The sequence below is a fragment of the Coprococcus sp. HPP0074 genome (assembly GCF_964238105.1).
GTDB lineage: Bacteria > Bacillota > Clostridia > Lachnospirales > Lachnospiraceae > Faecalimonas > Faecalimonas umbilicata.
This window is the reverse complement of sequence record NZ_CAXSKS010000004.1, coordinates 30,368-53,329: the sequence shown is the minus strand read 5'-3', so window position 1 is coordinate 53,329 and position 22,962 is coordinate 30,368. Positions and strand designations below refer to the sequence as shown.

Sequence of the window (22,962 nt, the reverse complement as noted above, 5' to 3'; positions counted from 1 at the left end):
GAAGTTTAGAAAAAGGAGAAAAACGATGAACTATAAGTGGGAGGACAGCCAAAAGTCCTGTCAGATTGAGTTGTTGACGCCAGAAGAATTTCAAAGGTTGTATGCGGAGAAGTTTCCAAGAAGCTTTAAAGGTAATGAGTTGGAGCAGATTCGGTTTTGTAAGGCAGACCGTTTCTACCAGAGAGTGTCGGGGACATTTTCAATTCCGCGGAAGAAAGACCCTTCAGCAGAGAAGATTCGGTTTGGATATTATTTGTTAGAGGATACACTGATCTTTATTGAGAACAACGGAGAGGTCCGTAGAATTTTGGACGAGATGCAGGGATATCAGATGACAGATATTACATCAGCATCCTTATTGTTGTTTGATTTTATGGAGTATCTGATCAAAGATGATATGCTGTATTTGCAGCAGTATGAGGAGAAACTCACTCAGATGGAAGAGATGCTTCTAGATGGGGAATTAAAGGACTTCAACAGAAGTCTGCTTGAGGTCAGAAAGGATTTATCCGCATTGAGCGCCTATTATGAACAGTTGTCAGATGTTGGCGAGACCCTTCAGCAGAATGCGGCGGAATTAGGAGATGAGCAGGATAAGTTTTTATTCGGACTGTATTACGAGCGAGCAGAAAGGTTATATGCGATGGTGCAGAATCTGAAAGAATATTCGATGCAGTTAAGAGAAATGCACCAGACACAGATTGATATTAGACAGAATGAAATTATGAAAATTCTGACAGTCGTTACAACCATTTTTATGCCGCTGACATTGATTGCTGGATGGTATGGGATGAATTTTAAAAATATGCCGGAATTGGACGCGAAATACGGTTATATAGTAGTAAGTGCAATTTGTCTTGCCATTGTGGCAGTGGAAGTGTGGATTTTTCGAAAGAAAAAGTGGTTTGAGTAGTTGTTGAGGAAGAAAGGATAAAATGAAATGGAAACAATCGGAGAAAAGGCAGAAGGGAAATCTCTGACAAGGTCAGTGACAAAGAAAAGTACACAAAAACGAAGGATAACAAACTGTGAGAGCTGTATGAATTATGAATACGATGAAGAGTATGAGTATTATGTGTGCAGCAAAAATCTGGATGAGGATGAGATGTATCGGTTTGTCCGGGGAGAATTCCGGGATTGTCCATATTATCAGTTCGGAGACGAGTACCAGATTGTGAAGAAGCAGATATAATAGGGCAGTTTCTATACTAGATAAAGATGAGAAGAGGAAACGATATGGTGATAAGACAGAGCAAACATTTCAACTTGCAGCAGATCTGCGATTCGGGGCAGTGCTTTCGGATGGAGAGAGTATCGGAGAACTGTTACAGGGTGATTGCATTTGGCAGATCTCTGGAAATCTTGCAGGAGGGAGAGCAATGTACATTTTTCTGCACACCGCACGAGTTTGAGGAGATATGGAACGATTATTTTGATTTGGAAACGGATTATCAAAGTTATATAGAGGGGATTAACCCAAATGATTCTTACTTGCTCGCGGCGGCAGAGTGGGGGAGTGGGATACGGATTCTCCGGCAGGATTTGTGGGAGATGATAGCATCATTTCTGATTTCCCAGCAGAACCATATCACGAGAATCCGGAAGTGTATTCAAAATCTGTGTGAGACATACGGGGAGGAGAGGACAAGCGATTCCGGAAATACATTTTATACATTTCCGGAGCCGGAAAAACTAGCGGAACTTGGGGATGATGATCTCAAAGCATGTAATCTTGGATATCGCAGTAAATACGTTGTGCGGACTGCAAAAAGTATTGTATCAGGGGAAGTGGATCTGGATGCAATCCGACATCTGCCTTATGCAAAAGCAAAGAAAGAGTTGTTAAAGTTGTTTGGAGTCGGTGAGAAAGTTGCAGACTGTATCTGTCTGTTTGCGCTTCATCATCTGCAGGCATTTCCGATAGATACACACATCAGTCAGGCACTTCAGAAGCACTATAAGCGAGGATTTCCAAACCGCAGATATAAGGGCATGCAGGGTGTGATGCAGCAGTACATTTTTTACTATGAACTGACCGGAGATCATGAAAAAAGGCATATGTAAGAAGTGACAGGAGGTATAAATAGTGGCAGACAGAACAGTGCAGATAAAAAAACTGGAGCAGTTTGGAATCTGTGTTTCAGAAGGAATAGAGCAGTTTGGGGAAGAACAATATTTTAAAGAATTGGAGCAGTTTGTAAGGGGACAGGAGTTCCTGCGGCTTGGGCAGACAGTGACAAGAGGGCAGTGGTCAGCTGCGAGAATGACAATGCAGAGAATCGGTCAGACGATGGAGCGGCTGAGAATGCAGAGTATGAAGAAATTTCTTCCACAGCTTCAGAATACATTTGCCAGAAAAAATACAGCGCAGGCAAAAAATGTGCTTGCGCTGATGACACAGAGACGTGTGCAGATCATTCGGATTTTGACAGAAGCATAAGAGCATTTGTAGGATGAGCTTCTCTTTAGCAAAGTTCCAGAAGGGATTCGGACAGCATTCCCTCGAGCGTGTGGACAAGACATTCTAATCCATGTCGGTCTTCATCGTCGAACCGATGAAGGCATGGACTGTCGATATCGAGGACACCGACTACTTTCCCGCTGCAGTGGATGGGAACGACTATTTCGGAATTAGAGGCAGAGTCACAAGCGATATGTCCCGGGAATGCGTGGACATCTGGCACAAGCATTGTGCGGTCTTCTGCGACAGCAGTACCACAGACTCCCTTTCCTACTTTGATCTCTACGCATGCAGGTTTTCCCTGGAATGGTCCGAGAATCAGAGTGTCGTCTTTCAGAAGGTAGAATCCTACCCAGTTAATGTCGCGCAGTGCTCCGGCAAGAAGTGCGGAAGTATTTGCGAGATTTGCAGTCAGGTGAGGAACTCCGTCGACCAGTCCGGTCAGTTGTGTTCTGAGAAGACGGTACATCAAAGTTTTGTCATCAGGATAAGTTATTGCAATCTGTTTCATAAAAAACTCCATTCTGCCGTTCGAACGGCAATTTAATAAAGTCATTCTATCACAAGAAGAAGAACAGGTCAAAAGCCAGGATGGGGATTTTTATGTGGATGAAAGATGGGAAATGTGGAAAAAAGCGGGAAGCAAAATATAAGATGTGGAAAATAATATCAGATTCAGGAGGAGATATATGATTTTAGTAGACGCGGATGCATGTCCGGTTATCAGGTTGATTGAGCAGATTGCAGAGAAATATAGTGTTCCCTGCATTTTATTTTGTGATACGAATCATGTATTGTCATCTGATTATAGTGAAGTGAAAGTAATCGGTGCGGGGATGGATGCAGTTGATTTTGCACTTGTCGGAGCATGTAGCAGAGGGGATATTGTTGTGTCGCAGGATTATGGTGTTGCGGCGATGGTGCTTGGAAAAGGTGCTTACTGTATCCATCAAAATGGACGAGAGTATACAAATGAAAATATTGACAGGCTCCTGATGGAGAGGCATATGGCTAAGAAAGCCAGAAGGGCAAAGAGCAAGCATCATCTGAAAGGACCTGCCAGACGTACCGAGGAGGATGACAGAAAGTTTGCAGAAGCATTTGAGAGGATCGTTCGAAAGAGTTTTCAGTTATAGGAACAGCTATGGATAAAAGAGCGGAAGGAAAGAAGATAGCAGAGAGGCAGGTGAGAGTATGGAGGCAGTGAAAGTGCGAGAGGAATTATCGGAATATCTGGATGGGCTGCAGGAGCAGATGCCTTTGGCGTTTTGGAAGCTTGCGGAGATTTTTAAATATCAAGTATTTGAACTTTGCGAGGAACCTGAAGAGAAAGAAGAGGAAAGCGGGAAAAGTTATTTAATCCCATATATGATGAATGATGCGATTGAGGATTATCTGGTCTTGGAAAACTGCCGAATGGTAGGAGAGGTTGCCGTAGAAGAGCAAGCGGGAGGATTGGAACTGTCTGCGAGGATTTCCGGGAAAGAGGGCGCTTATGTACTTGTTGTGCGGCAGAAGAGCTTGCTTCATGGGGAGGAAACGGTGTTTACACTGCATTTTGAAAAAATCCGTGAATCTAGAACCTGCTATCAGTACCATGAGATAGGGCATTTTTGGATGGAAGGACAGGAGCAGTGGAGGCGGCTTGTCTATATGGCAGGAACGATCTATGACAAATTTGCGTATGTGGGAGAAGAAGTCTGTACAGAAGGAGAATTGGAACTTTTGAGGCTGGTAGAGTTTGCTCCATTTCGGAATTGGTCCCCGGTACGAGAGTCGCTGGAAGAAAAATATCCTGCGACTTATGAAGGAATTGCATGTATGGAGCAGTTTGCGGCGATGGCACAGGATCGAGGATATTTGGCACTGCTTCGTTTGTACCGCAGATTTCCATCGAGATCTCTGGAACGGTGGCTGACAAGAGCGCTGACGGATCCAAGCAGAGAGCAACTTTACGAAACCATCTTACAGGCAGTGGAAGCCGAGTCAGGTACTTATGAAAAGCGGGATTATGGAACGGCATTTCATCAAAAGATTGCAGAAAAACGGAAGCAGGCGGAACAGAAACTGATTCGAGCAGGATTTACAGGTACATATCCGGAGTATCATCGGGGAGAGTTTGAGGTCATCATTTTGGAGGAGCATCCTTTTACGGTGATGGAATGGGATCATTTTCAATTTCGGATCTACTATATGGTATCGCAGGTGAAGCGGCAAACAACAATAGGAAGGAATTGTCACAGACAGGCAAGAAACCGAGGATTCTTTCGGGGAAGAGGAAGAAACAGCTGGATTTTCACAGAAGATGGGAAAAATGTTGCAGACAGAATCCGAAAAAAGATGTAAAATAGAAAAACAAAATAAAAAGAAGACAGACCGTGAGAAAACAGAAAAAGAACAGTAGAAATTACGGGATGACAGGAGAAGATAAAGATGGCAAAGACAAAAAAGCAGAAACTGGCGCTGGAAGTGATCGAGCGCTTGCGGGAGGAATATCCAGATGCAGAGTGTACGTTGGACTATGACCAGGCATGGAAATTGTTGATCGGGGTAAGACTGGCGGCACAGTGTACCGATGAACGGGTGAATATTGTGGTAGAGAAATTATATGAAAAATTTCCAGATGTGGATGCGTTGGCAGACGCGGATGTGGCGGAGATCGAAGAGATCGTGCGCCCTTGTGGGCTTGGAAAAAGCAAGGCGAGAGACATCAGCGCATGTATGAAGATTTTAAAAGAGCAGTATGGGGGACAGATTCCGAAGACCTTTGATGAACTTCTGAAACTTCCGGGTGTCGGAAGAAAAAGTGCAAACTTGATCATGGGTGATGTATTTGGGGAGCCGGCAATCGTCACGGATACACATTGTATCCGTCTTGTAAATCGAATCGGACTGGTGGATGGCATTAAGGAGCCAAAGAAAGTAGAGATGGAACTTTGGAAGATCATCCCACCGGAGGAAGGAAGCGATTTTTGTCACAGACTTGTATACCACGGAAGGGAAGTGTGCACGGCCCGCACAAAACCACACTGCGACAGATGCTGTCTGGCAGATATCTGTGCGAAGAAAATTTAGGATAGTATTTACGCAGGATCAGCAGAAACATGTGTAACGTTGAAGTTACAAAATAGATTTAGCCCCAAAAGTGAAGTATCATAAAAACAAGGATTTAAAGTTTACGAGGTAGAAAAATGAGTATCATAAAAAATGAAATTCCGATATTGGAGTTTGATACAGAAAAAGATGCGATTATCAATCCTACACACGAGATGTTAAATATAAAACTTCCGCAAAAATGTGTTTTTGCTTTTCTGGAAGATTATATTGAGGAATATGCGAGTAAGAATGCTTTAAAACAGGTAGCGCATTTCATTAGTGCAACGAAAGAGTATCCGATTTACATAACGGAACACAAAGGGGAAGAGGTTGTGATCTGTCAGGCGCCAGTAGGAGCTGCTCCGGCGACACAGATTTTAGATTGGTTGATTGGCTATGGTGTGCGAAAAATCATTTCTGCTGGTTCTTGTGGATGTTTGGAAGAATTTCGCGAAGGAACATTTCTTGTACCGTACAAGGCTCTGAGAGAGGAAGGAACATCTTATCATTATGCTCCGCCTTCACGTTTTATAGAAGTGGATGAAATGGCAAGAAAAGCCATTGAAGAAACTATACTAGAACATGGCATGAAATATCAGGAAGTTATTACCTGGTCAACGGATGGATTCTATCGTGAAACGAAAGAGAAAGTAATATATCGAAAAAGCGAAGGGTGCTCTGTTGTGGAAATGGAATGTTCGGCACTTGCAGCTTGTGCGGCTTTTCGTGGAGTGAATTGGGGAATGATACTTTATACTGCAGATAGTCTTGCAAATGTTGATAAATATGATGAACGAAATTTTGGTGGCAACTCATATGAATATGCACTGATGCTTTGCCTTGATACGGTAGTGAAGATGTAAAGGTTTTTAGATTACAGGGATATTAGTATGTGGTAGGAAAGATAAATAATAGAATTTTAACAAAAGATGCTATCCCGATTTGTGAGTGATACAAGTCAGGATAGCATCTTTTATGAAAGTTTTGATATAAGTTTTTTAATATCTTTAGATTGAATTCACGCAGCAGGTGAAATTATAAATTTACTTTTGCTAAAGCTGCTTCGTCCCCTACGACTGTCACATCTGGGTGCATCTGTAAGATGGAAGCAGGAACGTGTGGTGTTACCGGTCCGAAAAATGCTTTTTCTACGATGTCAGCCTTGTCAGCGCCACTTACAACCACAACAATTTTCTTCGCTTTCATGATCGTTCCGATTCCCATAGTGTAAGCCTGTCTTGGTACGTCGTCGATGGAAGCAAAGAATCTTTTATTTGCCTCGATCGTACTTTCCTGAAGATCTACACAGTGAGTTGTCTTTGCAAAATCATCTGCAGGCTCATTGAATCCGATGTGTCCATTGTGACCAAGTCCGAGAAGCTGAAGATCCTGACCTCCGAGAGAAGCGATCAGAGCTTCGTAGTCAGCACATTCTTTCTCACTGTCTTCGATCATTCCATTTGGCACATGTGTATTCTCTTTGTCGATGTTGACATGGTCAAATAAATTATCGGTCATGAAATAGTAATAACTTTGATCATTGTCGCGAGGAAGGCCCTTGTATTCATCTAAGTTCACAGTAGTGACTTTGGAAAAATCAAGATCTCCGTTGTTATATTTTTCGATGAGCTGCTTGTATGTACCGATCGGTGAGGAACCGGTTGCAAGTCCAAGTACACAGTCTGGCTTTGTAATGATCTGTGCAGCGATGAGATTGGCTGCTTTTTGGCTCATCTGGTCATAATCTTTCATTTTGAAAATCTTCATCATAGTTCTCCTCCAGTTTCCATGCTTATAAATAAATTAGAAATTTGTACTTTAGATAATTCAAATGTAACAAAATCAAACTGGAAAAGCAAGTTTTTGCAGATGAAATCAACAAAAGTACAAAAAAAACCTACAATCAGATAACGTAGATGATGGTAAAGCGAGAGGCAAAATTAAATGGCTTCCCACCTACCCGAAGCACCGCATGGAAGGACAAGTCCGCTTTCCGATACTGGAAGTCCGATTTCGGAAGATTCTACAGTTCCATGGAAGTGTTTTAACTCTGTGGCGAGCATGTAGGTCAGTACTGCCGGTGCAAGTCCGGTTGTGTAGGAATTGATCAGGAAAAACAGTGGATTGTCTGACAGGATCTTTGTACAGAGTTTCACGAGTGGATGAATGGCATCCTCGATTTTCCAAATTTCTCCTTTTGGACCTCTTCCGTAAGATGGAGGATCCATGATGATCGCATCGTATGTGTTGCCGCGGCGGATCTCACGCTCAACAAATTTGACACAGTCGTCCACGAGCCAGCGGATCGGTGCATCTTTTAAGCCGGAAGAAACAGCATTTTCCTTTGCCCAGTTTACCATTCCTTTTGAGGCATCTACATGTGTGACATGTGCTCCCGCCGCCGCAGCAGCAAGTGTTGCACCGCCGGTGTAGGCAAAAAGATTCAGTACTTTGATCGGACGCCCGGCATTTTTAATTTTTTCAGAAAACCAGTCCCAGTTTGCAGCTTGTTCCGGGAACAGTCCTGTATGCTTGAAACTGAACGGTTTCAGATTGAAGGTGAGCGTTCCATAATGAATCTGCCATTGTTGAGGGAGGTCAAAAAATTCCCATTCACCGCCTCCTTTTGAACTTCTGTGATAGTGACCATTCATATGTTTCCATCCTTTGTGTGACTTTGGAGTATCCCAGATAACCTGCGGATCCGGACGGACGAGCAGATAGTCTCCCCAACGCTCTAGTTTTTCCCCGTTTGAACAGTCAATAACTTCATAATCTTTCCAGTGATCTGCAATCCACATATTTTTATTCCTTTCTGTTGTTCGTTTTCTCTTAGAATAGTTAAGTTTGCTATTTCAATGTCAGGCACGTTTGTTCCATTCAGGAATTTTTCATGCTGTTTTTTTGAGTATTGATTTTACGTTTCTTCTTATATTCTCATAGAATCCGACTTTTTTCAATGATTTTGCAGGAAGAACCGTAGAATTGGGGAAATTGGAGGAAAAATGTAGAAAATTAGGTTTACCAAAGTGGAAAACAGTGATAGAATGTATCTATAAGTGAAGAAGAAGGGGCACTTGAAAAAAAGAAAGGTGGATATGAAAATGATTACAGTAAATGCGATGGGTGATAACTGCCCGATTCCAGTAATTAAAACAAAAAAGGCAATGCAGGAGATTACAGGTCCTGAGACGATAGAAGTACTTGTGGACAATGAGATCGCTGTTCAGAATGTGACAAAGATGGCAGTTAGCTCAGGGGGAAATGTAACTTCTGAAAAATTGGGAGAGAAAGAATTTAAAGTGACGATCCAGATGAACGGTGCAGTAGCCAAGGAAGCAGGAGAGGAAGCAGTATGTACACCAGATCGTAAGGGAGATACGATTGTTGTGATCGCTTCTGACAAAATGGGAAGCGGTAATGATGAACTCGGAAAGGTACTGATCAAAGGATTTATTTTTGCGGTGACACAGCTGGAAGAATTGCCAAAGGCGATGATCTTCTACAATGGAGGGGCAACTTTGACAGCAGAAGGTTCGGATTCTCTGGAAGATTTAAAGAGTTTAGAAGCGCAGGGTGTTGAGATTCTGACGTGCGGAACATGTCTGAACTATTACGGCCTGACAGATAAGCTGGAAGTAGGATCTGTGACAAATATGTATACAATCGTGGAGAAGATGGCAGAGGCAGGAAAGATCATTCAGCCTTAGCAAGCAAAAAGAGGTTTTATTTCATATAAGGAAAATCCGGCTGAAGGAGAAACAAAGATAAAAGACAGAGAGAAGGAGAACAAAAAAGCGATGAAAAAAGACGTGAAATTAACGCAGTTGACGAAGACGGCGGGTTGAGCTGCCAAGATAGGTCCAGAGACACTTGCCCAGGTGTTGGGTAAGCTACCAAAATTTCATGATGACAATCTGCTCGTCGGCATCGAGACGTCCGATGATGCGGCAATCTATAAAGTGACAGAGGATATTGCACTGATTCAGACCGTGGACTTCTTCACTCCAATTGTGGATGACCCCTATACTTTCGGTCAGATTGCAGCGGCAAATTCTCTCAGCGATGTTTATGCGATGGGAGGGGAACCGAAGATTGCGCTGAATATCGTAGGATTTCCGAATTGTCTGGATCCGGCAGTGTTGGGAGAAATCCTGGCAGGAGGAGCAGATAAAGTGAAAGAGGCAGGAGCGGTACTCGTAGGAGGACACTCCGTGCAGGATGATGAGCCAAAATATGGACTTTGTGTATCCGGTTTTGTTCATCCGAAGAAGATTTTTAAAAATTACGGATGCAGACCGGGGGATATACTGATCTTGACAAAGCAGATCGGTACCGGAATCGTCAACACGGCGATCAAAGCGGAGATGGCATCGGAAGCTGCTGTGAAGGAAGCGGTGACGGTAATGGCATCTCTGAATAAGAAGGCAAAGGAAGTTGTAGAAAAATATGATGTGTCAGCCTGCACCGATATTACAGGATTTGGACTATTAGGTCACTGTGTCGAGATGGCGTCGGCAAGTGAAGTTACCTTTGAACTGCATGTGGAAGACATTGCCTATCTGGAAGAGGCAATCTCATATGCACAGATGGGGCTGATTCCGGCAGGAGCGTATAAGAACCGCGGATATTCGATCGATCAGGTAGACTGTGGAACCGTTGCAGAACATTATGTAGATCTTCTGTATGATCCACAGACATCAGGCGGTCTTTTAGTCAGTGTCTCCCCAGAGCAGGCAGAAGAAATGATAAAAGATTTTGCAGAAAAGGGAATGGATACGAAAATATCAATAATTGGAAAGGTACTGGAAAAGGGTGAAAAACTGATTCACCTGAAGTAAGGAAAGTAAAATGAATAAGAATTTATTATACCGCAGGATACCGAAGGTAGATGTACTGTTGGAAGACGAAAAAATTCGGGAGCTGACAGAGCAGTACAGTTACGATACCGTGCTGGAAGCGGTGCGGGAGGAGTTGGATAAACTTCGGGCGTTGATCGGAACATGCGAAGACGAAGCAGAAGGAATCCGGGAGATTGAACAATTGTCTGTACGGATTCAGGAGGCAGTAAAGGCGATGCATACGCCGAATATGCGTACAGTGATCAACGGAACCGGAACAATTTTGCATACAAACCTTGGACGTGCACCGATTGGGGAGCGTCATATGAGACACATTGCGGATATTGCAATGAATTATTCTAATTTGGAATATAACCTGGAAGCAGGAGCAAGAGGGGAACGTTATTCGCATTTTGAAAAATTACTTTGCAAAATTACCGGAGCAGAGGCGGCGATGGCGGTGAATAACAATGCGGCGGCAGTTATGCTGATCCTGAGCACAATGGGAAAAGGAAAAGAAGTGATCGTCTCCCGGGGAGAACTTGTAGAGATCGGCGGAAAATTCCGGATTCCCGATGTGATGGAGCAGAGTGGAGCAACGCTTGTAGAGGTCGGTACGACAAATAAGACGCATTATACAGATTATGAAAATGCGATCACAGAGGAGACGGCAGCGCTGTTAAAAGTACATACAAGTAACTACCGAATCGTTGGATTTACAGATAACGTAAGTATCGCAGAACTTGTTCCGCTTGGGAAAGAGCGGGAGATTCCTGTAATTGAAGATCTTGGCAGCGGTGTGCTGATCGATCTTAGCAAATATGGACTGACCTATGAGCCAACCGTACAGGATTCTGTGCGAAATGGTGCAGATGTCGTGTGCTTCAGCGGGGATAAGTTGCTCGGAGGTCCGCAGGCGGGAATCATTGTCGGCAAGAAGAAATATATTGATCAGATGAAGAAAAATCAGCTGACGAGAGCGCTTCGGATTGATAAGTTTACAGCGGCAACGCTGGAGGTCGTTTTACAGGAGTATTTATCTGAGGAAAAAGCAATCCAGAATATTCCGGCACTTCGCATGATCACAAAAGAGATCGAAGAGATTACAAGAGATGCGCAGGAATTGGAAGCACTGTTACAGCAGGCAGAATTGCCGGCTCAGATTCAGATGGAGCCATGTGAGTCACAGATTGGAGGAGGATCTCTGCCGTTGGAGAGGATCCCAAGTATGGCTGTGACGATTCATCCGGAAAAGATTACGACAGCAGAGTTGGAACTTCGGCTGAGACATATGTCTGTTCCGATGATCGTGCGTACAATGAATGACAAGATTGTGATCGATGTGCGCACAGTGGATAAGAAATGGTATCCGAAGATCGCAAAGATGCTCAAAGAAGAAGAGATATTGGAGTAAGGGGAAGCAAAGAGATTCGCCTGAATCAGAAAAAAGGGGATCGGCAAAGATCCCCGAAGGTAGAAAGGCAGTACAGATGAAGAATATCATTATTGGAACCGCAGGTCATATTGACCACGGAAAGACAACTTTGATAAAAGCGCTTACTGGGCGAAATACAGACCGGTGGGAGGAGGAACAGAGGAGAGGGATTACGATCGACCTCGGATTTACTTATTTTGATCTGAAAAACGGGGATCGTGTCGGAATCATCGATGTTCCCGGACATGAAAAATTTATCAACAACATGGTGGCAGGCGTCGTTGGAATGGATCTTGTCATGCTTGTTGTGGCAGCAGATGAAGGAATCATGCCGCAGACGAGAGAACATATGGATATTCTCGGGCTGCTTGGAATTGAAAAAAGCATTCTTGTTATCAACAAATGTGACTTGGTTGATGAGGAGTGGCTGGAACTTGTGGAGGAAGAAATCAAGGAAGAACTGGAAGGCACTTTTCTGGAAGATGCTCCGATCGTAGAAGTATCTGCAGCGACAGGAGAGGGGATTCCACACTTGATCGATGTAATTGAGCAGATGACGGCAAAAGAGGTGGAGCCAAAAGAGATCAACACGATCCCGCGGCTTCCGATCGACCGTGCGTTTACTTTATCCGGATTTGGGACAATCATCACAGGAACGCTGCTGACGGGAAGTATCAGCAAGGAAGATGTTCTTGAGATGTATCCGATTGGCAAAGAGTGCCGAATTAGAAGTATTCAAGTGCACGGGCAGGATGTGGACCGCTGTTATGCGGGGCAGCGTGTGGCAATCAATCTCTCGAATGTAAAAAAGAAGGAAATTGCGAGAGGATGTGTGCTGGCGCCGCCGAACAGTATGAAAAATACAATGCTTCTTGATGTGAAGCTGAATATGCTCCCATCTTCGATGCGAGTGTTGACCAATCATGCGAGACTACATTTCTTCACGGGAACAAGTGAAGTGCTTTGTCGAGCGGTACTTCTTGACAAGGAAGATCTGGGTCCGGGAGAGAGTGGATATGTGCAGCTTCGTCTGGAAGAAGAGGTGGCATTGCGAAGGGGAGACAAATTTGTTGTCCGTTTCTATTCCCCGATGGAGACAATCGGAGGAGGCGTTGTTCTGGAGCCAAATCCAGAGCGAAAGAAGCGTTTCCAGCAGGATGTGATCGAGGAACTGAAGCAGAAAGAATCAGGTTCCTCCGAGGATATTATCGAACTTCATGTCAAGGCGCATGCAGAGACGATGGTAACACTTGGGGAACTTGCGAAATTGACTGCACTTTCTATGGAAGAAGTGGAGGCAGATGTACGATCACTGGAAGCACAGGGAAAAGTATATGTATTCCAGATGAAGAAAGATGTCTATGTATGGCATGCGGCGAGTGAAAATGCAATGAGAGAGACTTTGTGTGAAACGCTGCGCAGTTATCATAACAGTCATCCGTATCGATATGGTATGAAGAAGGCGGAAGTACATATGACTTATCTGAAGAAAGTCAAGGCGAATGTATTTGACCTTTATATGGAATTGCTTGTGGAGAAAGGTGTCTTGAGACGCCATCAGGAATTTTTGGCATTGCCGGAGTTTGAAATCCCAAAAGATGAAAGATATCAGAGACTGCATGATCAGATGATCACTGTGTTTGAAGACGCAAAATTTGATTTCGCGAAATTTTCTGAGATCCCATTTGAGGAGAAGGAACGTCCGATGGCCGAAGATATTGTAATGTTTCTTGTAGATGAGGGAAGTGTGGTAAAGGTGGCAGAGGATCTGTATACAAGGAAGCATTTCATGGAAGAAGCAAGAGAGATTGTGGAAGGAATGCTGAGGGAGCGCGAGATCATCACGATCGCAGAGCTTCGAGATGCACTGAATACGAGTCGCAAGAGTGCGAAGCCGATCATGGAATATATGGACAGCATAAAAGTGACAAAACGAAACGGAACAGAAAGTGAAAGGGTAGCATACGTATGAATTTAAAACAGCTGGAAGCATTTGTGAAGGTTACGGAAGGACGGAGTTTCTCCAAGGCAGCAAAAGAATTATTCCTGACACAGCCGACAATCAGCGCACACATTGCTTCTTTGGAAAAAGAGTTGAATACAAGGCTGTTTGTGAGGAATACAAAAGAGGTCAGCCTCTCAGAAGATGGAACCGTTTTATATGAATATGCAAAGCAGATGGTAGAGCTGGAACGGAAGATTGAGTATGCGTTTCTTCATGAAGAACAAGATGCACCGCAGTGTATTACGATTGCGGCATCTACGATTCCGGCGCAGTATCTTTTACCGCGAATTTTGGCAAGATTTAGTGAACGGTACCCGAAAGAACAGTTTAAAGTGATGGAGACTGACAGTGCAAGAGCGATTGAACATGTGATCAATCATACTGCAGATATCGGTTTTACCGGGACGGTGATGGAGAAAAAGAACTGCAAGTACATTCCGTTTTATTGGGATGAACTTGTCGTGATCACACCGAACAATGAAAAATTCCGCAGACTAAGGGAGATTGGTTCCCCACTTGACTGGATCATGAATGAGCCGATCATCATGCGTGAAGAAGGATCGGGAACGCGGAAAGAGGCGGAACGTCAACTTCGGGAAAATGGTATTGAGGTGGAGAGTCTGAATATCATTGCAAGTATTGAAAATACAGAGACCATCAAGCGGTCTGTCGGAAATGGACTGGGTGTCTCTGTACTGTCAAAGCTCGCAGCGCAGGATGAACTGATCCATGGAAGGATATTAAGTTTTTCTCTTCCGTCACAGCGAGGAGGAAGAAATCTGAATATCGTATACAACAAAAATTTTCATCTGCCGCAGGCAGTAGAGAAGTTTATTAAGGTGACAAGAGAGGTTTACCAGACATTTTAGAAGAAAATGCTGGTGGGAACCGCAGGGAATGTGAAAGTTATTTTCTGCGGTTCTGCAAGAAAAAGAAAGCAGGCAGGTACGGTTATGATATATATGGATAATGCTGCGACGACGATGAGAAAGCCGAAGGAAGTCATCGAGGCAGTCGCAAATGCAATGCAGTGTATGGGAAATGCCGGCAGGGGGGCACATGAGGCATCTTTAGATGCATCGAGAGTGATTTACGATACGAGAGAGCGTCTGGCAAAGCTTTTTGGGGCGGAGAGTCCAAAAAGTATTGTATTTACAAATAATTCGACAGAGAGTCTGAACATTGCAATCCGGGGTGTGTTATGTCCGGGGGATCATGTTGTGACGACGATGTTAGAGCACAATTCAGTATTGCGGCCGCTTTATGCAATGGAAGAAAACGGTGTGGAGCTGACGATTGTTTCCAGTGATCCGTCGGGGAATATTTCGTACGATGAAATGGAAGCGGCGATTCGTCCACACACAAAGGCGATCGTCTGTACGAATGGCTCAAATCTGTCGGGAAATATGATCGATATTGCTCGTGTGGGAGAAATTGCGAAGAGACATCAGGTGCTTTTGATTGTCGATGCTTCACAAACGGCAGGGGTATATCCGATCGATGTACAGCAGATGCAGATTGATATTTTATGTTTTACCGGGCATAAATCCTTGTTAGGTCCGCAGGGAACCGGGGGAATGTATGTCCGCACAGGATTGGAAGTCCGCCCACTCAAGTGTGGCGGCAGTGGTGTCGATACTTATAATAAGCATCATCCGAAAGAAATGCCTACTGCTCTGGAGGCAGGGACACTAAACGGACATGGAATCGCAGGGCTTGGAGCTGCAGTGAAATATTTGGAGGAGACGGGGATTGATCAGATCCGGGAGAAGGAACTTCAGTATATGTGGCAGTTCTATCACGGGGTGAAAAAGATTCCGAATGTAAAAATTTACGGGGATTTCTCGACAGAGCGACGCTGTCCGATCGTGACGCTGAATATTGGGGAGTATGACTCTTCAGAAGTCAGCGATGAGCTTCTGATGACCTACGGGATTTCTACAAGACCGGGGGCACACTGTGCGCCACTGATGCATGAAGCATTTGGAACGGTTGAACAAGGGGCAGTACGTTTCAGCTTCTCGCATTATAATACAGAAGAAGAAGTAGAGACAGCGATCCAAGCAATCCGGGAACTGTCAGAAGAGTAGATGCAGAGACAATAAAAAGAAAAGAAAGTAAGTAGAAAACATGAGAAAGAAAGAATTGAAACTAGTGATCACTTTCCATACAACAGCAGATGCGATGGCGATGGAGAAAGCATGTAAGGAGCATGGAGCTGCCGGAAGACTGATCCCAGTTCCGCGTACAATCTCTGCGGGCTGTGGATTATCTTGGTGTGCAGATCTGACAGAGCGGGAAGCGTTAAAAAGCGTTATGGAGAAAGTCGGACTTCAAGAAGAAGAGATGCATGAGTGCATGGTATAAGAAGGAACAGAAATAAAAATTGTGAGGGTATCGCCCAATCATCTAATTGAATGATTGGGCGATACCCTCAATTTTTATTATATTCTGCAAACCTTTGTTCTTTGTTTGTGTTAATTTTTGGCGAGGAACTGTGCCAGTGTTCCCGGCAGAAGTTCTGCGCTGTATTTGCTCAGAGAGTAGGATCCCTGGCAGAGTAGCCAGTCGTAGATCAGTGAGCGTTCATACATCGTGTAGAGATGAACAAGTTCGTTTGCGGAGCGTTCAGAAGTAAACTCCCCACAGTTCTGTGCAGCTTCGATGATTTCCCGGATGCAGGTGAAATAGAATCGCTGATCATCTAGAAGTGCACGTTGGTCTCTTGTCGTCAGCTGCGAGGAGTAGAGTAGTGTCAGAAGTTCCATATCCACGCTTGTCTCGATCATCAGGAACAGTTCATAGTTCAAATAGAGAAGTTTGTCAGCGGCAGAAAGAGTTGGATCCATCGATGCGACAAGCTCTTCGTATTTATCATCAAACAGATAGGCAAGTGAGCCGAGCAGGGCATCTTTTCCTTTAAAATAATGATAAAAGCTGCCTTTGGATGTTCGGGAGGCAGTGATGATATCATCGATTGTCGTTGCGTGATATCCTTTTTTATAGAAAAGGTTCCATGCAGCTTTTACAATCTTACTCTTTGTCGTCTGTCGTTTTCTAGGCATAAGCTGCCTCCTTTCTTTTTGTGTGAAGATTATCCAACTTGGAACCCATACTTTAGCGGATCATCCGGATCGATCACATAGGTTGCTGCTCCGGTAATGTAGGCACTTCCGGTAATCTGTGGGATGATTGCTTTGTAGTTCCCGACAGTTGTTTCCCCTTTGACGATTCCGGTAAATTTAGAGCCGATGAAACTTTCATATACAAAAGGTTCGTTCATGCCGATTTGGCCGTGGGCATACAGTGCGGCAAGCTTTGCGCTTGTTCCGGTTCCGCAAGGAGAACGGTCAGCCATGTGGTCTCCAAAGATTACGACATTTTTCATGGTGCATCCAGGGGTTGTCGTAGAACAGTACAGTTCTGCGAGATCCACAGAAGTAATATCAAGTGTAGGGTGTTTGATTTTTACTTCTTCATTGACCTGTTTTACAAGCTGCATTCCAAAACGTGTCAGTTCCTGGATGTTTTCCGGTGTGACTGTCTTGCCGATCTGTGAGAGATCTACGAGAGCGAAAAAGCTTCCGCCGAAGGAAATATCGTACTTGATTTTTTTGCCGTCAATCACCGTTGTAAGATTTTCTTTATATAAGAAAGCAGGAACATTTGTGAGTGTGACGTTTAAGACTTTTCCATTTTTGACTTCTGCTTTTGTTCGGATCAATCCGGCAGGAGCATCCAATACCACTTCTGTATAAGGTTCCTTTGCCTCCACAAGCCCGGTTTCGATGAGTGCAGTGACAGAGCCGATGGTTCCGTGGCCGCACATATTCAGATATTCTCCGGTGTCCATGAAGATGACGCCAAAATCTGCTTCCGGATGGATCGGATCGGTCAGAAGTGCACCAAACATATCGTGATGTCCGCGCGGTTCGAACATTAGGGCAGTGCGGTATTTGTCATAATGTTTTGCAAGATAGTTCTTGCGCTCGATCATCGTATCTCCCTTTAATGGGGGGAATCCGGATAAAATAATTCGCGTAAATTCTCCTACGGTATGTGTGTCGATTGCTTTGAAAGCGGCCTCGAAAGAGTCCGTGTTTAAATGTGGATTGATTTCCATTGCGGTACCTCCGAAATTTTTATGTCAGCTGTATATAAGATAGCAGACTTGTTAATAGACTAAATACTAGAACGTAGTTCAGTTTTCTAATAGTATTATCAATGAAAAGTCCTAAAAAGTCAATGGAAAGTGGGAGTTTGAAAGAATAAATAAAATGAAAAAAGTTGGAATTTACTATTGAAAAACAGATAGGTTTGTGATAAAGTAAATGAGCAGAGGAAAATGCATATCTGGGGGTAGATGGGTAACTGGTGTGCCTCCTAGTCTTCAAAACTAGTGTGGGGCGTTAGGAGCGTCCCGGGTGGGTTCGATTCCCACATGCCTCCGCCAAAAGGAGAAAAGTTCCAGATGCATCCGCAGTCCGACTGAGAAGTCGAGAGAGGCTGTGGTTCCGGAAGATGCATTGCGTAGAATGTAAAGCACAGATGTCTTTGAGCGGCTTACATATAGATGTGCAGACTGGAATGGATATAGATGGTCAGTGATGACCGAGAACAGAATAGAGAATGTAGGGCTGTTGCTGTCAGAATACAGGGGCAGGCTTGATTAAATGATGAATGAAAAAGCTGAGTATTATACTCAGCTTTTAGTGAATACAGATAAAGGAGTCGAGAGCAGTGGGACGGGTACATATTTTATTAAAGCAGCATGTGGGGGCACCATGCAAGGCTGTCACGGAGCCGGGGGCGGATGTACAGAGAGGGACATTGATCGCAGTTCCGGACGGGCTTGGTGCCAATATATTTTCCAGTGTCTGTGGAGTTGTGGAGTCGGTAACTGACACAGAGATCGTCATCCGCAAGAAGGAAGAACAGCCAGAAAGTTATGTGAAGATTCCGGAAGGAACGAAGGCTGAGATGGTAGCCTATGCTGGTATCACCGGAATGGGCGGCGCGGGATTTCCGACAGCAGTGAAACTTTCCGCAGATTTGCACGGGGGATATATTCTTGTCAATGCGGCAGAATGCGAGCCGGGACTTTGTCATAACATCCGACAGATTGAAGAACAGTGTGACAAGATCATAAGGGGAGTAAAATATTGCATGGAGCTGACAAATGCATCCAAGGCAATTTTTGCAATTAAGAAAAAAAATGAAAAGGCAGTTCGCGTTTTAAAAGAAGCACTGAAAGAAGAGGAAGGAATCACACTTCATCTCTTGCCGGATATTTATCCGATGGGAGAAGAACGAGCAGTTGTAAGAGAGTGTCTTGGAGTGGAGCTTGGAGTGGATCAGCTTCCGACGGCAGCAGATGCAGTTGTAATCAACGTAGAGACCGTTTCTAGAGTGGCAGAGGCGATCGATGAGAGAAAGCCATGTTTTTCCAAGAATGTAACTGTCGTAGGAAAGTTAAACGGCGGCGAAGAACCACATGTCTTTTTGGATGTTCCGATCGGGACGAGTATCGGGGAACTGATCGAGCGTGCAGGAGGGATTAATGGAATTTACGGAGAGATTATCGTGGGAGGACCATTTACCGGGCATGCAGCGCAGGAGGATACCCCGGTGACAAAGACAACCGGAGGGGTGATCGTGACGATTGATCTTCCAGATCTTCATGGGGCGCCGGTAGGACTTCTTGTCTGTGCCTGTGGTGGGACAGAGGAGCGTATGCGCGATATCTGTGCGAAGATGAATGGCAAGGTTGTATCGGTTGCGAGATGTAAGCAGGCCGTTGAGATGAAAAATGGTGCGTTAAAATGTGAGCGCCCGGGAAACTGTCCGGGACAGGTGAAAAACAGCATCCAGTTTAAGAAAGATGGATGTGAGTACATTATAATAGGAAACTGTTCGGACTGTTCCAACACAGTGATGGGATCTGCGCCAAAGATGGGGCTGAAAGTATTCCACCAGACAGATCACGTGATGCGGACAATTCACCATCCGTTGTACAGACACTTAAGAGTATCAAAGAAAGTAGAACAGGATATTTAATCTGCTTTCCGGTCTGGTGGACCGGGAAGCATTCATATAAGGAGGGACATGTTATGTCAATTACAGCAGAAACAGCAAAAGAACATGCGAAGGATCCAGCGGTGCTTTGCTGCCGGGCGGAAGCGGGGATTACGATTGGTGTTGAAAATTTGGAAGATCCAACGATTTTTGATGATCTTGTAGATTCTGGGCTTTTAAATCTGGACGGAGTTCTGACGATCGAGCAGATTCTTGGGGCGACATTGACGAAGACTTGTGATTCACTGACGCCACTTACACCGGATGTGGTAGCAGGAATCAAGGAAGTGGAACAGGAGATAGCTGTTGAAGAGCCTGCAGAAACAGAGGCAGAGCAAAAAGAGGAAGTGGCATCCAGTCAGAGTATTGTCACAACGGCTGGCGGTGTGTTAAAGATTCACATTGGAAAGGGAAAAGATATTGACATCGAAATTCCGACAGGAATCACAGCAGGTGCTGCAGGTGTGCAAATGCCAGCGATGCAGCCAGCTTCTGTTGTGCCGGTTGCAGCGACGCCGGCAGCGGAAGAGAAACCTGAGAAGGTTATCAGAAGCCTGACAAGAAAGCATTTTAAAATTACAGAAGTAAAACGTGGACCGGAGACGAAGATCGAGGGAACTGTTTTATATATTCGAGAAGGGATTGAGGAGGAAGCAGCAGCTTCCCAGGAACTTGTCAATAGTCTGAAGATTGATATCATCACACCGGAACAGTATCATACATACTCTGAGACGATTATGGATGTACAGCCGATCGCAGCCAAAGAAGGGGAAGATGAGATTGGATCCGGTACAACAAGAGTGCTTGACGGCGTTGTTGTTATGGTGACAGGTACCGATGCAAATGGTGTTCAGATTGGAGAGTTTGGATCTTCTGAAGGAATTTTAGATGAAAATATTATGTGGGGAAGACCGGGAGCGCCGGAGAAAGGTGAAATCTTCATTAAGACAGAAGTGGTCATCAAAGAAGGTACGAATATGGAACGTCCGGGACCGCTTGCGGCCCACACTGCAACGGATGTGATCACACAGGAGATCCGCCTTGCCCTGAAGAAACTGGATGATACACTTGTTGTTGATACAGAAACATTTGAACAGGTGAGAAGACCTGGTAAGAAAAAAGTTGTGATCGTAAAAGAAATTATGGGACAGGGAGCGATGCATGACAATCTGATTCTTCCGGTAGAGCCGGTTGGTGTCCTTGGAGCAAAACCAAATGTAGACCTTGGAAATGTTCCGGTTATGGTATCTCCGCTTGAGGTACTTGACGGATGTATTCATGCGCTGACATGCATTGGACCTGCATCAAAGGAAATGTCAAGACATTACTGGAGAGAACCTCTTGTACTGGAAACCTTGTATGACAAAGAACTGGATCTCTGCGGCGTTATTTTTGTAGGAAGTCCTCAGATCAATTCGGAGAAATTCTACGTGTCAAAGCGTGTCGGAATGATGTGCGAAGCTCTGGATGTAGACGGAGCATTTGTCACAACCGAAGGGTTTGGAAACAATCACATCGATTTTGCAAGCCACATTGAACAGATTGGTATGAGAGGAATTTCTGTAGTTGGGATGTCGTTCTGTGCAGTGCAGGGAGCGCTTGTTGTCGGAAATAAATATATGACCAATATGGTTGATAACAATAAATCGGAATCCGGAATCGAGAATGAAGTGCTCGCATGCAATACACTCTGTCATGAAGATGCAATTCGTGCGCTTTATATGCTGAAAGCAGATATGGCGGGAGAAGAGATCAAGAAGCCGGAGAAAAAATGGAATCCAAATGTGAAGGAAAATAACGTGGAGCTGATCTCTAATGTGACTGGGAAACCGGTAGAACTTGTGGCAAATGAACAGTCTCTGCCAATGAGCCAGAAGCGAAAAGAAAAATACGACTAAAATTTTGCGGCAGCCAGAAACTGTCGGAAAGTCGATAGCAGGTGATGACATGAAGTATGGGGATAAGATCATTCGGATGGAAGGGGTGATCGTGGAGGTACATGATGGCTGTGTGGGGATTGATTTGAAAGGTCGTCTCGGCTATCTGAAAGTACCGATGCGGATGTTAATCACAGACTATCCGGTGAAGGTGGGACAGGAAGTTGCATGGAACATGAGTTTTGTGGAACAGATGGGCCCTGAGATCAATGAAAAATATATGAGCAATCTGATGACGTATCAGAAGCGTCAGGAAAAAATGCGTGCGAACAATAGAGACGATGAGGAGGTAACGCAATGAGCTTAACAGTAGTGAAAGGTATGCAGTCGGAAATCTTTGTTCCGATCACACCGCCGGCTGTATGGACTCCGGTGAAGAAAGAGCTGAAAGATATGACGATTGCGCTGGCAACAGCGGCGGGTGTTCACCATAAAAGCGATGAGAGATTTAATCTTGCGGGTGATTTTACTTGGAGAAAAATCACAGATCAGATGAAATCCGATGAATTGATGGTATCCCACGGTGGATATGACAATGGGGATGTCAATAAAGACATCAACTGTATGTTTCCGATTGACCGGATCCATGAACTGGCGAAGGAAGGATTTATCAAAGCGTGCGCGCCAGTGCATGCCGGATTTATGGGAGGCGGCGGAAATCAGGAGAAGTTTAAACATGAGACAGGACCTGCGATCGCTCAGATGTTTAAAGAGGAAGGTGTAGATGCAGTGATCCTCACTGCCGGTTGAGGTACCTGCCACCGCTCTGCAGTACTGGTGCAGAGAGCGATTGAGGAAGCGGGAATTCCGACAATTATTATTGCGGCACTTCCGCCGGTTGTACGTCAGGCTGGAACCCCTCGTGCGGTAGCGCCGCTTGTTCCGATGGGAGCAAATGCGGGAGCGCCGAACGATGTAGAGATGCAGACTGCAATCGTAAAAGCGACATTGGAGCAGCTCATAGAGATTGAAACTCCTGGAAAGATTGTTCCGCTTCCATTTGAATATGTAGCGAAAGTATAATTGTGTGTAATATCATATGAAAAAAGAAAACGTGTATGAGAACTATTTCTGGTAGAGTGAGTATCAAAGGAACGATGCGAAGAAAGAGA

At 44.6% G+C, this 22,962-nt stretch carries 25 protein-coding genes and 1 tRNA gene; 21 read left to right on the top strand and 5 right to left on the bottom strand.

Annotation, left to right across the window (positions count from 1 at the left end):
* The first annotated feature begins 25 nt into the window (after positions 1 to 25).
* Genes ACESPO_RS06445 through ACESPO_RS06430 form a run of 4 tightly spaced genes read left to right on the top strand, consistent with a single transcriptional unit; the run spans position 26 to position 2,440 of the window.
* On the top strand, positions 26 to 913 hold the full coding sequence (locus tag ACESPO_RS06445) for a magnesium transporter CorA family protein (protein WP_117577847.1): 888 nt from the start codon (positions 26 to 28) through the stop codon (positions 911 to 913).
* 27 nt (positions 914 to 940) lie between these two features.
* Positions 941 to 1,192, top strand: a complete 252-nt coding sequence (locus ACESPO_RS06440) for a DUF6472 family protein (protein WP_008977027.1) — start codon at positions 941 to 943, stop codon at positions 1,190 to 1,192.
* A gap of 44 nt (positions 1,193 to 1,236) precedes the next feature.
* Positions 1,237 to 2,064 (top strand): DNA-3-methyladenine glycosylase family protein, encoded by an 828-nt coding sequence (locus tag ACESPO_RS06435; protein WP_016439551.1) that lies wholly within the window; start codon positions 1,237 to 1,239, stop codon positions 2,062 to 2,064.
* 22 nt (positions 2,065 to 2,086) lie between these two features.
* A complete protein-coding gene (locus ACESPO_RS06430; protein WP_016439552.1) occupies positions 2,087 to 2,440 on the top strand; it encodes a hypothetical protein in 354 nt (117 codons plus the stop codon).
* Between the two features lie 25 nt (positions 2,441 to 2,465).
* On the opposite strand, the gene ACESPO_RS06425 is transcribed toward ACESPO_RS06430, so the two are convergent.
* The gene (locus ACESPO_RS06425) at positions 2,466 to 2,972 is read right to left on the bottom strand and encodes a free L-methionine (R)-S-oxide reductase MsrC (protein WP_336305074.1); all 507 of its coding nucleotides are present in this window, start codon (positions 2,970 to 2,972) and stop codon (positions 2,466 to 2,468) included.
* A 178-nt stretch (positions 2,973 to 3,150) separates the two neighbouring features.
* Between ACESPO_RS06425 and ACESPO_RS06420 the strand changes: the two genes are divergently transcribed.
* From ACESPO_RS06420 to ACESPO_RS06405, 4 genes are all read left to right on the top strand, one after another.
* Positions 3,151 to 3,597 carry a YaiI/YqxD family protein gene (locus ACESPO_RS06420; protein WP_008977023.1) on the top strand — a complete coding sequence of 149 codons (447 nt, stop codon included), beginning with the start codon at positions 3,151 to 3,153 and terminating at the stop codon, positions 3,595 to 3,597.
* Between the two features lie 58 nt (positions 3,598 to 3,655).
* Positions 3,656 to 4,807 (top strand): DUF3878 family protein, encoded by a 1,152-nt coding sequence (locus ACESPO_RS06415; protein WP_336305075.1) that lies wholly within the window; start codon positions 3,656 to 3,658, stop codon positions 4,805 to 4,807.
* Between the two features lie 87 nt (positions 4,808 to 4,894).
* Positions 4,895 to 5,536: an endonuclease III domain-containing protein gene (locus ACESPO_RS06410; protein WP_008977021.1), complete on the top strand. Its 642-nt coding sequence runs from the start codon at positions 4,895 to 4,897 to the stop codon at positions 5,534 to 5,536.
* A 116-nt stretch (positions 5,537 to 5,652) separates the two neighbouring features.
* Entirely contained in the window at positions 5,653 to 6,420 is a 768-nt protein-coding gene (locus ACESPO_RS06405; protein WP_320853025.1) for a nucleoside phosphorylase, read from the top strand.
* Positions 6,421 to 6,592: 172 nt separating this feature from the next.
* Here the strand turns inward: ACESPO_RS06405 and nagB are convergent, their stop codons facing one another.
* Positions 6,593 to 7,324 carry a glucosamine-6-phosphate deaminase gene (gene nagB / locus ACESPO_RS06400; protein WP_336305335.1) on the bottom strand — a complete coding sequence of 244 codons (732 nt, stop codon included), beginning with the start codon at positions 7,322 to 7,324 and terminating at the stop codon, positions 6,593 to 6,595.
* Between the two features lie 173 nt (positions 7,325 to 7,497).
* Complete coding sequence (locus tag ACESPO_RS06395) at positions 7,498 to 8,358, bottom strand: class I SAM-dependent methyltransferase (protein ID WP_116441097.1); 861 nt, start codon at positions 8,356 to 8,358, stop codon at positions 7,498 to 7,500.
* A gap of 303 nt (positions 8,359 to 8,661) precedes the next feature.
* Between ACESPO_RS06395 and yedF the strand changes: the two genes are divergently transcribed.
* The 7 genes from yedF (at position 8,662) to ACESPO_RS06360 (ending at position 16,205) form a co-directional block, all read left to right on the top strand.
* Positions 8,662 to 9,267, top strand: a complete 606-nt coding sequence (gene yedF, locus ACESPO_RS06390) for a sulfurtransferase-like selenium metabolism protein YedF (RefSeq protein WP_008977018.1) — start codon at positions 8,662 to 8,664, stop codon at positions 9,265 to 9,267.
* A 90-nt stretch (positions 9,268 to 9,357) separates the two neighbouring features.
* Complete coding sequence (selD, locus tag ACESPO_RS06385) at positions 9,358 to 10,398, top strand: selenide, water dikinase SelD (RefSeq protein ID WP_081636852.1); 1,041 nt, start codon at positions 9,358 to 9,360, stop codon at positions 10,396 to 10,398.
* A gap of 10 nt (positions 10,399 to 10,408) precedes the next feature.
* Positions 10,409 to 11,812 (top strand): L-seryl-tRNA(Sec) selenium transferase, encoded by a 1,404-nt coding sequence (gene selA / locus ACESPO_RS06380; protein ID WP_008977016.1) that lies wholly within the window; start codon positions 10,409 to 10,411, stop codon positions 11,810 to 11,812.
* 76 nt (positions 11,813 to 11,888) lie between these two features.
* Positions 11,889 to 13,805, top strand: a complete 1,917-nt coding sequence (gene selB, locus ACESPO_RS06375; protein WP_117577839.1) for a selenocysteine-specific translation elongation factor — start codon at positions 11,889 to 11,891, stop codon at positions 13,803 to 13,805.
* The gene (locus ACESPO_RS06370) at positions 13,802 to 14,707 is read left to right on the top strand and encodes a selenium metabolism-associated LysR family transcriptional regulator (protein WP_009263329.1); all 906 of its coding nucleotides are present in this window, start codon (positions 13,802 to 13,804) and stop codon (positions 14,705 to 14,707) included. The genes selB and ACESPO_RS06370 overlap by 4 nt, the downstream gene beginning before the upstream one ends.
* A gap of 84 nt (positions 14,708 to 14,791) precedes the next feature.
* On the top strand, positions 14,792 to 15,928 hold the full coding sequence (locus ACESPO_RS06365) for an aminotransferase class V-fold PLP-dependent enzyme (RefSeq protein WP_207666984.1): 1,137 nt from the start codon (positions 14,792 to 14,794) through the stop codon (positions 15,926 to 15,928).
* A gap of 40 nt (positions 15,929 to 15,968) precedes the next feature.
* Positions 15,969 to 16,205, top strand: coding sequence for a putative Se/S carrier protein (locus tag ACESPO_RS06360; protein WP_008977012.1), 237 nt, complete (start codon positions 15,969 to 15,971; stop codon positions 16,203 to 16,205).
* 110 nt (positions 16,206 to 16,315) lie between these two features.
* On the opposite strand, the gene ACESPO_RS06355 is transcribed toward ACESPO_RS06360, so the two are convergent.
* Both ACESPO_RS06355 and ACESPO_RS06350 read right to left on the bottom strand, forming a co-directional pair.
* Positions 16,316 to 16,903: a TetR/AcrR family transcriptional regulator gene (locus tag ACESPO_RS06355; RefSeq protein WP_009263327.1), complete on the bottom strand. Its 588-nt coding sequence runs from the start codon at positions 16,901 to 16,903 to the stop codon at positions 16,316 to 16,318.
* A gap of 29 nt (positions 16,904 to 16,932) precedes the next feature.
* A complete protein-coding gene (locus ACESPO_RS06350; protein WP_009263326.1) occupies positions 16,933 to 17,961 on the bottom strand; it encodes a proline racemase family protein in 1,029 nt (342 codons plus the stop codon).
* 232 nt (positions 17,962 to 18,193) lie between these two features.
* On the opposite strand from ACESPO_RS06350, the gene ACESPO_RS06345 reads away from it, so the two are divergent.
* From ACESPO_RS06345 to ACESPO_RS06320, 6 genes are all read left to right on the top strand, one after another.
* Positions 18,194 to 18,291: transfer RNA gene (locus ACESPO_RS06345), tRNA-Sec, on the top strand.
* A gap of 287 nt (positions 18,292 to 18,578) precedes the next feature.
* A complete protein-coding gene (prdC, locus tag ACESPO_RS06340) occupies positions 18,579 to 19,895 on the top strand; it encodes a proline reductase-associated electron transfer protein PrdC (RefSeq protein WP_009263325.1) in 1,317 nt (438 codons plus the stop codon).
* Positions 19,896 to 19,948: 53 nt separating this feature from the next.
* A complete protein-coding gene (gene prdA / locus ACESPO_RS06335) occupies positions 19,949 to 21,811 on the top strand; it encodes a D-proline reductase (dithiol) proprotein PrdA (RefSeq protein WP_336305076.1) in 1,863 nt (620 codons plus the stop codon).
* Between the two features lie 49 nt (positions 21,812 to 21,860).
* Entirely contained in the window at positions 21,861 to 22,151 is a 291-nt protein-coding gene (locus tag ACESPO_RS06330) for a CBO2463/CBO2479 domain-containing protein (protein WP_008977007.1), read from the top strand.
* The gene (locus tag ACESPO_RS06325; protein WP_008977006.1) at positions 22,148 to 22,600 is read left to right on the top strand and encodes a glycine/sarcosine/betaine reductase selenoprotein B family protein; all 453 of its coding nucleotides are present in this window, start codon (positions 22,148 to 22,150) and stop codon (positions 22,598 to 22,600) included. Before ACESPO_RS06330 ends, ACESPO_RS06325 begins: the two co-directional genes overlap by 4 nt.
* Before the next feature lie 27 nt (positions 22,601 to 22,627).
* The gene (locus tag ACESPO_RS06320) at positions 22,628 to 22,873 is read left to right on the top strand and encodes a proline reductase (protein WP_008977005.1); all 246 of its coding nucleotides are present in this window, start codon (positions 22,628 to 22,630) and stop codon (positions 22,871 to 22,873) included.
* Positions 22,874 to 22,962 lie beyond the last annotated feature (89 nt).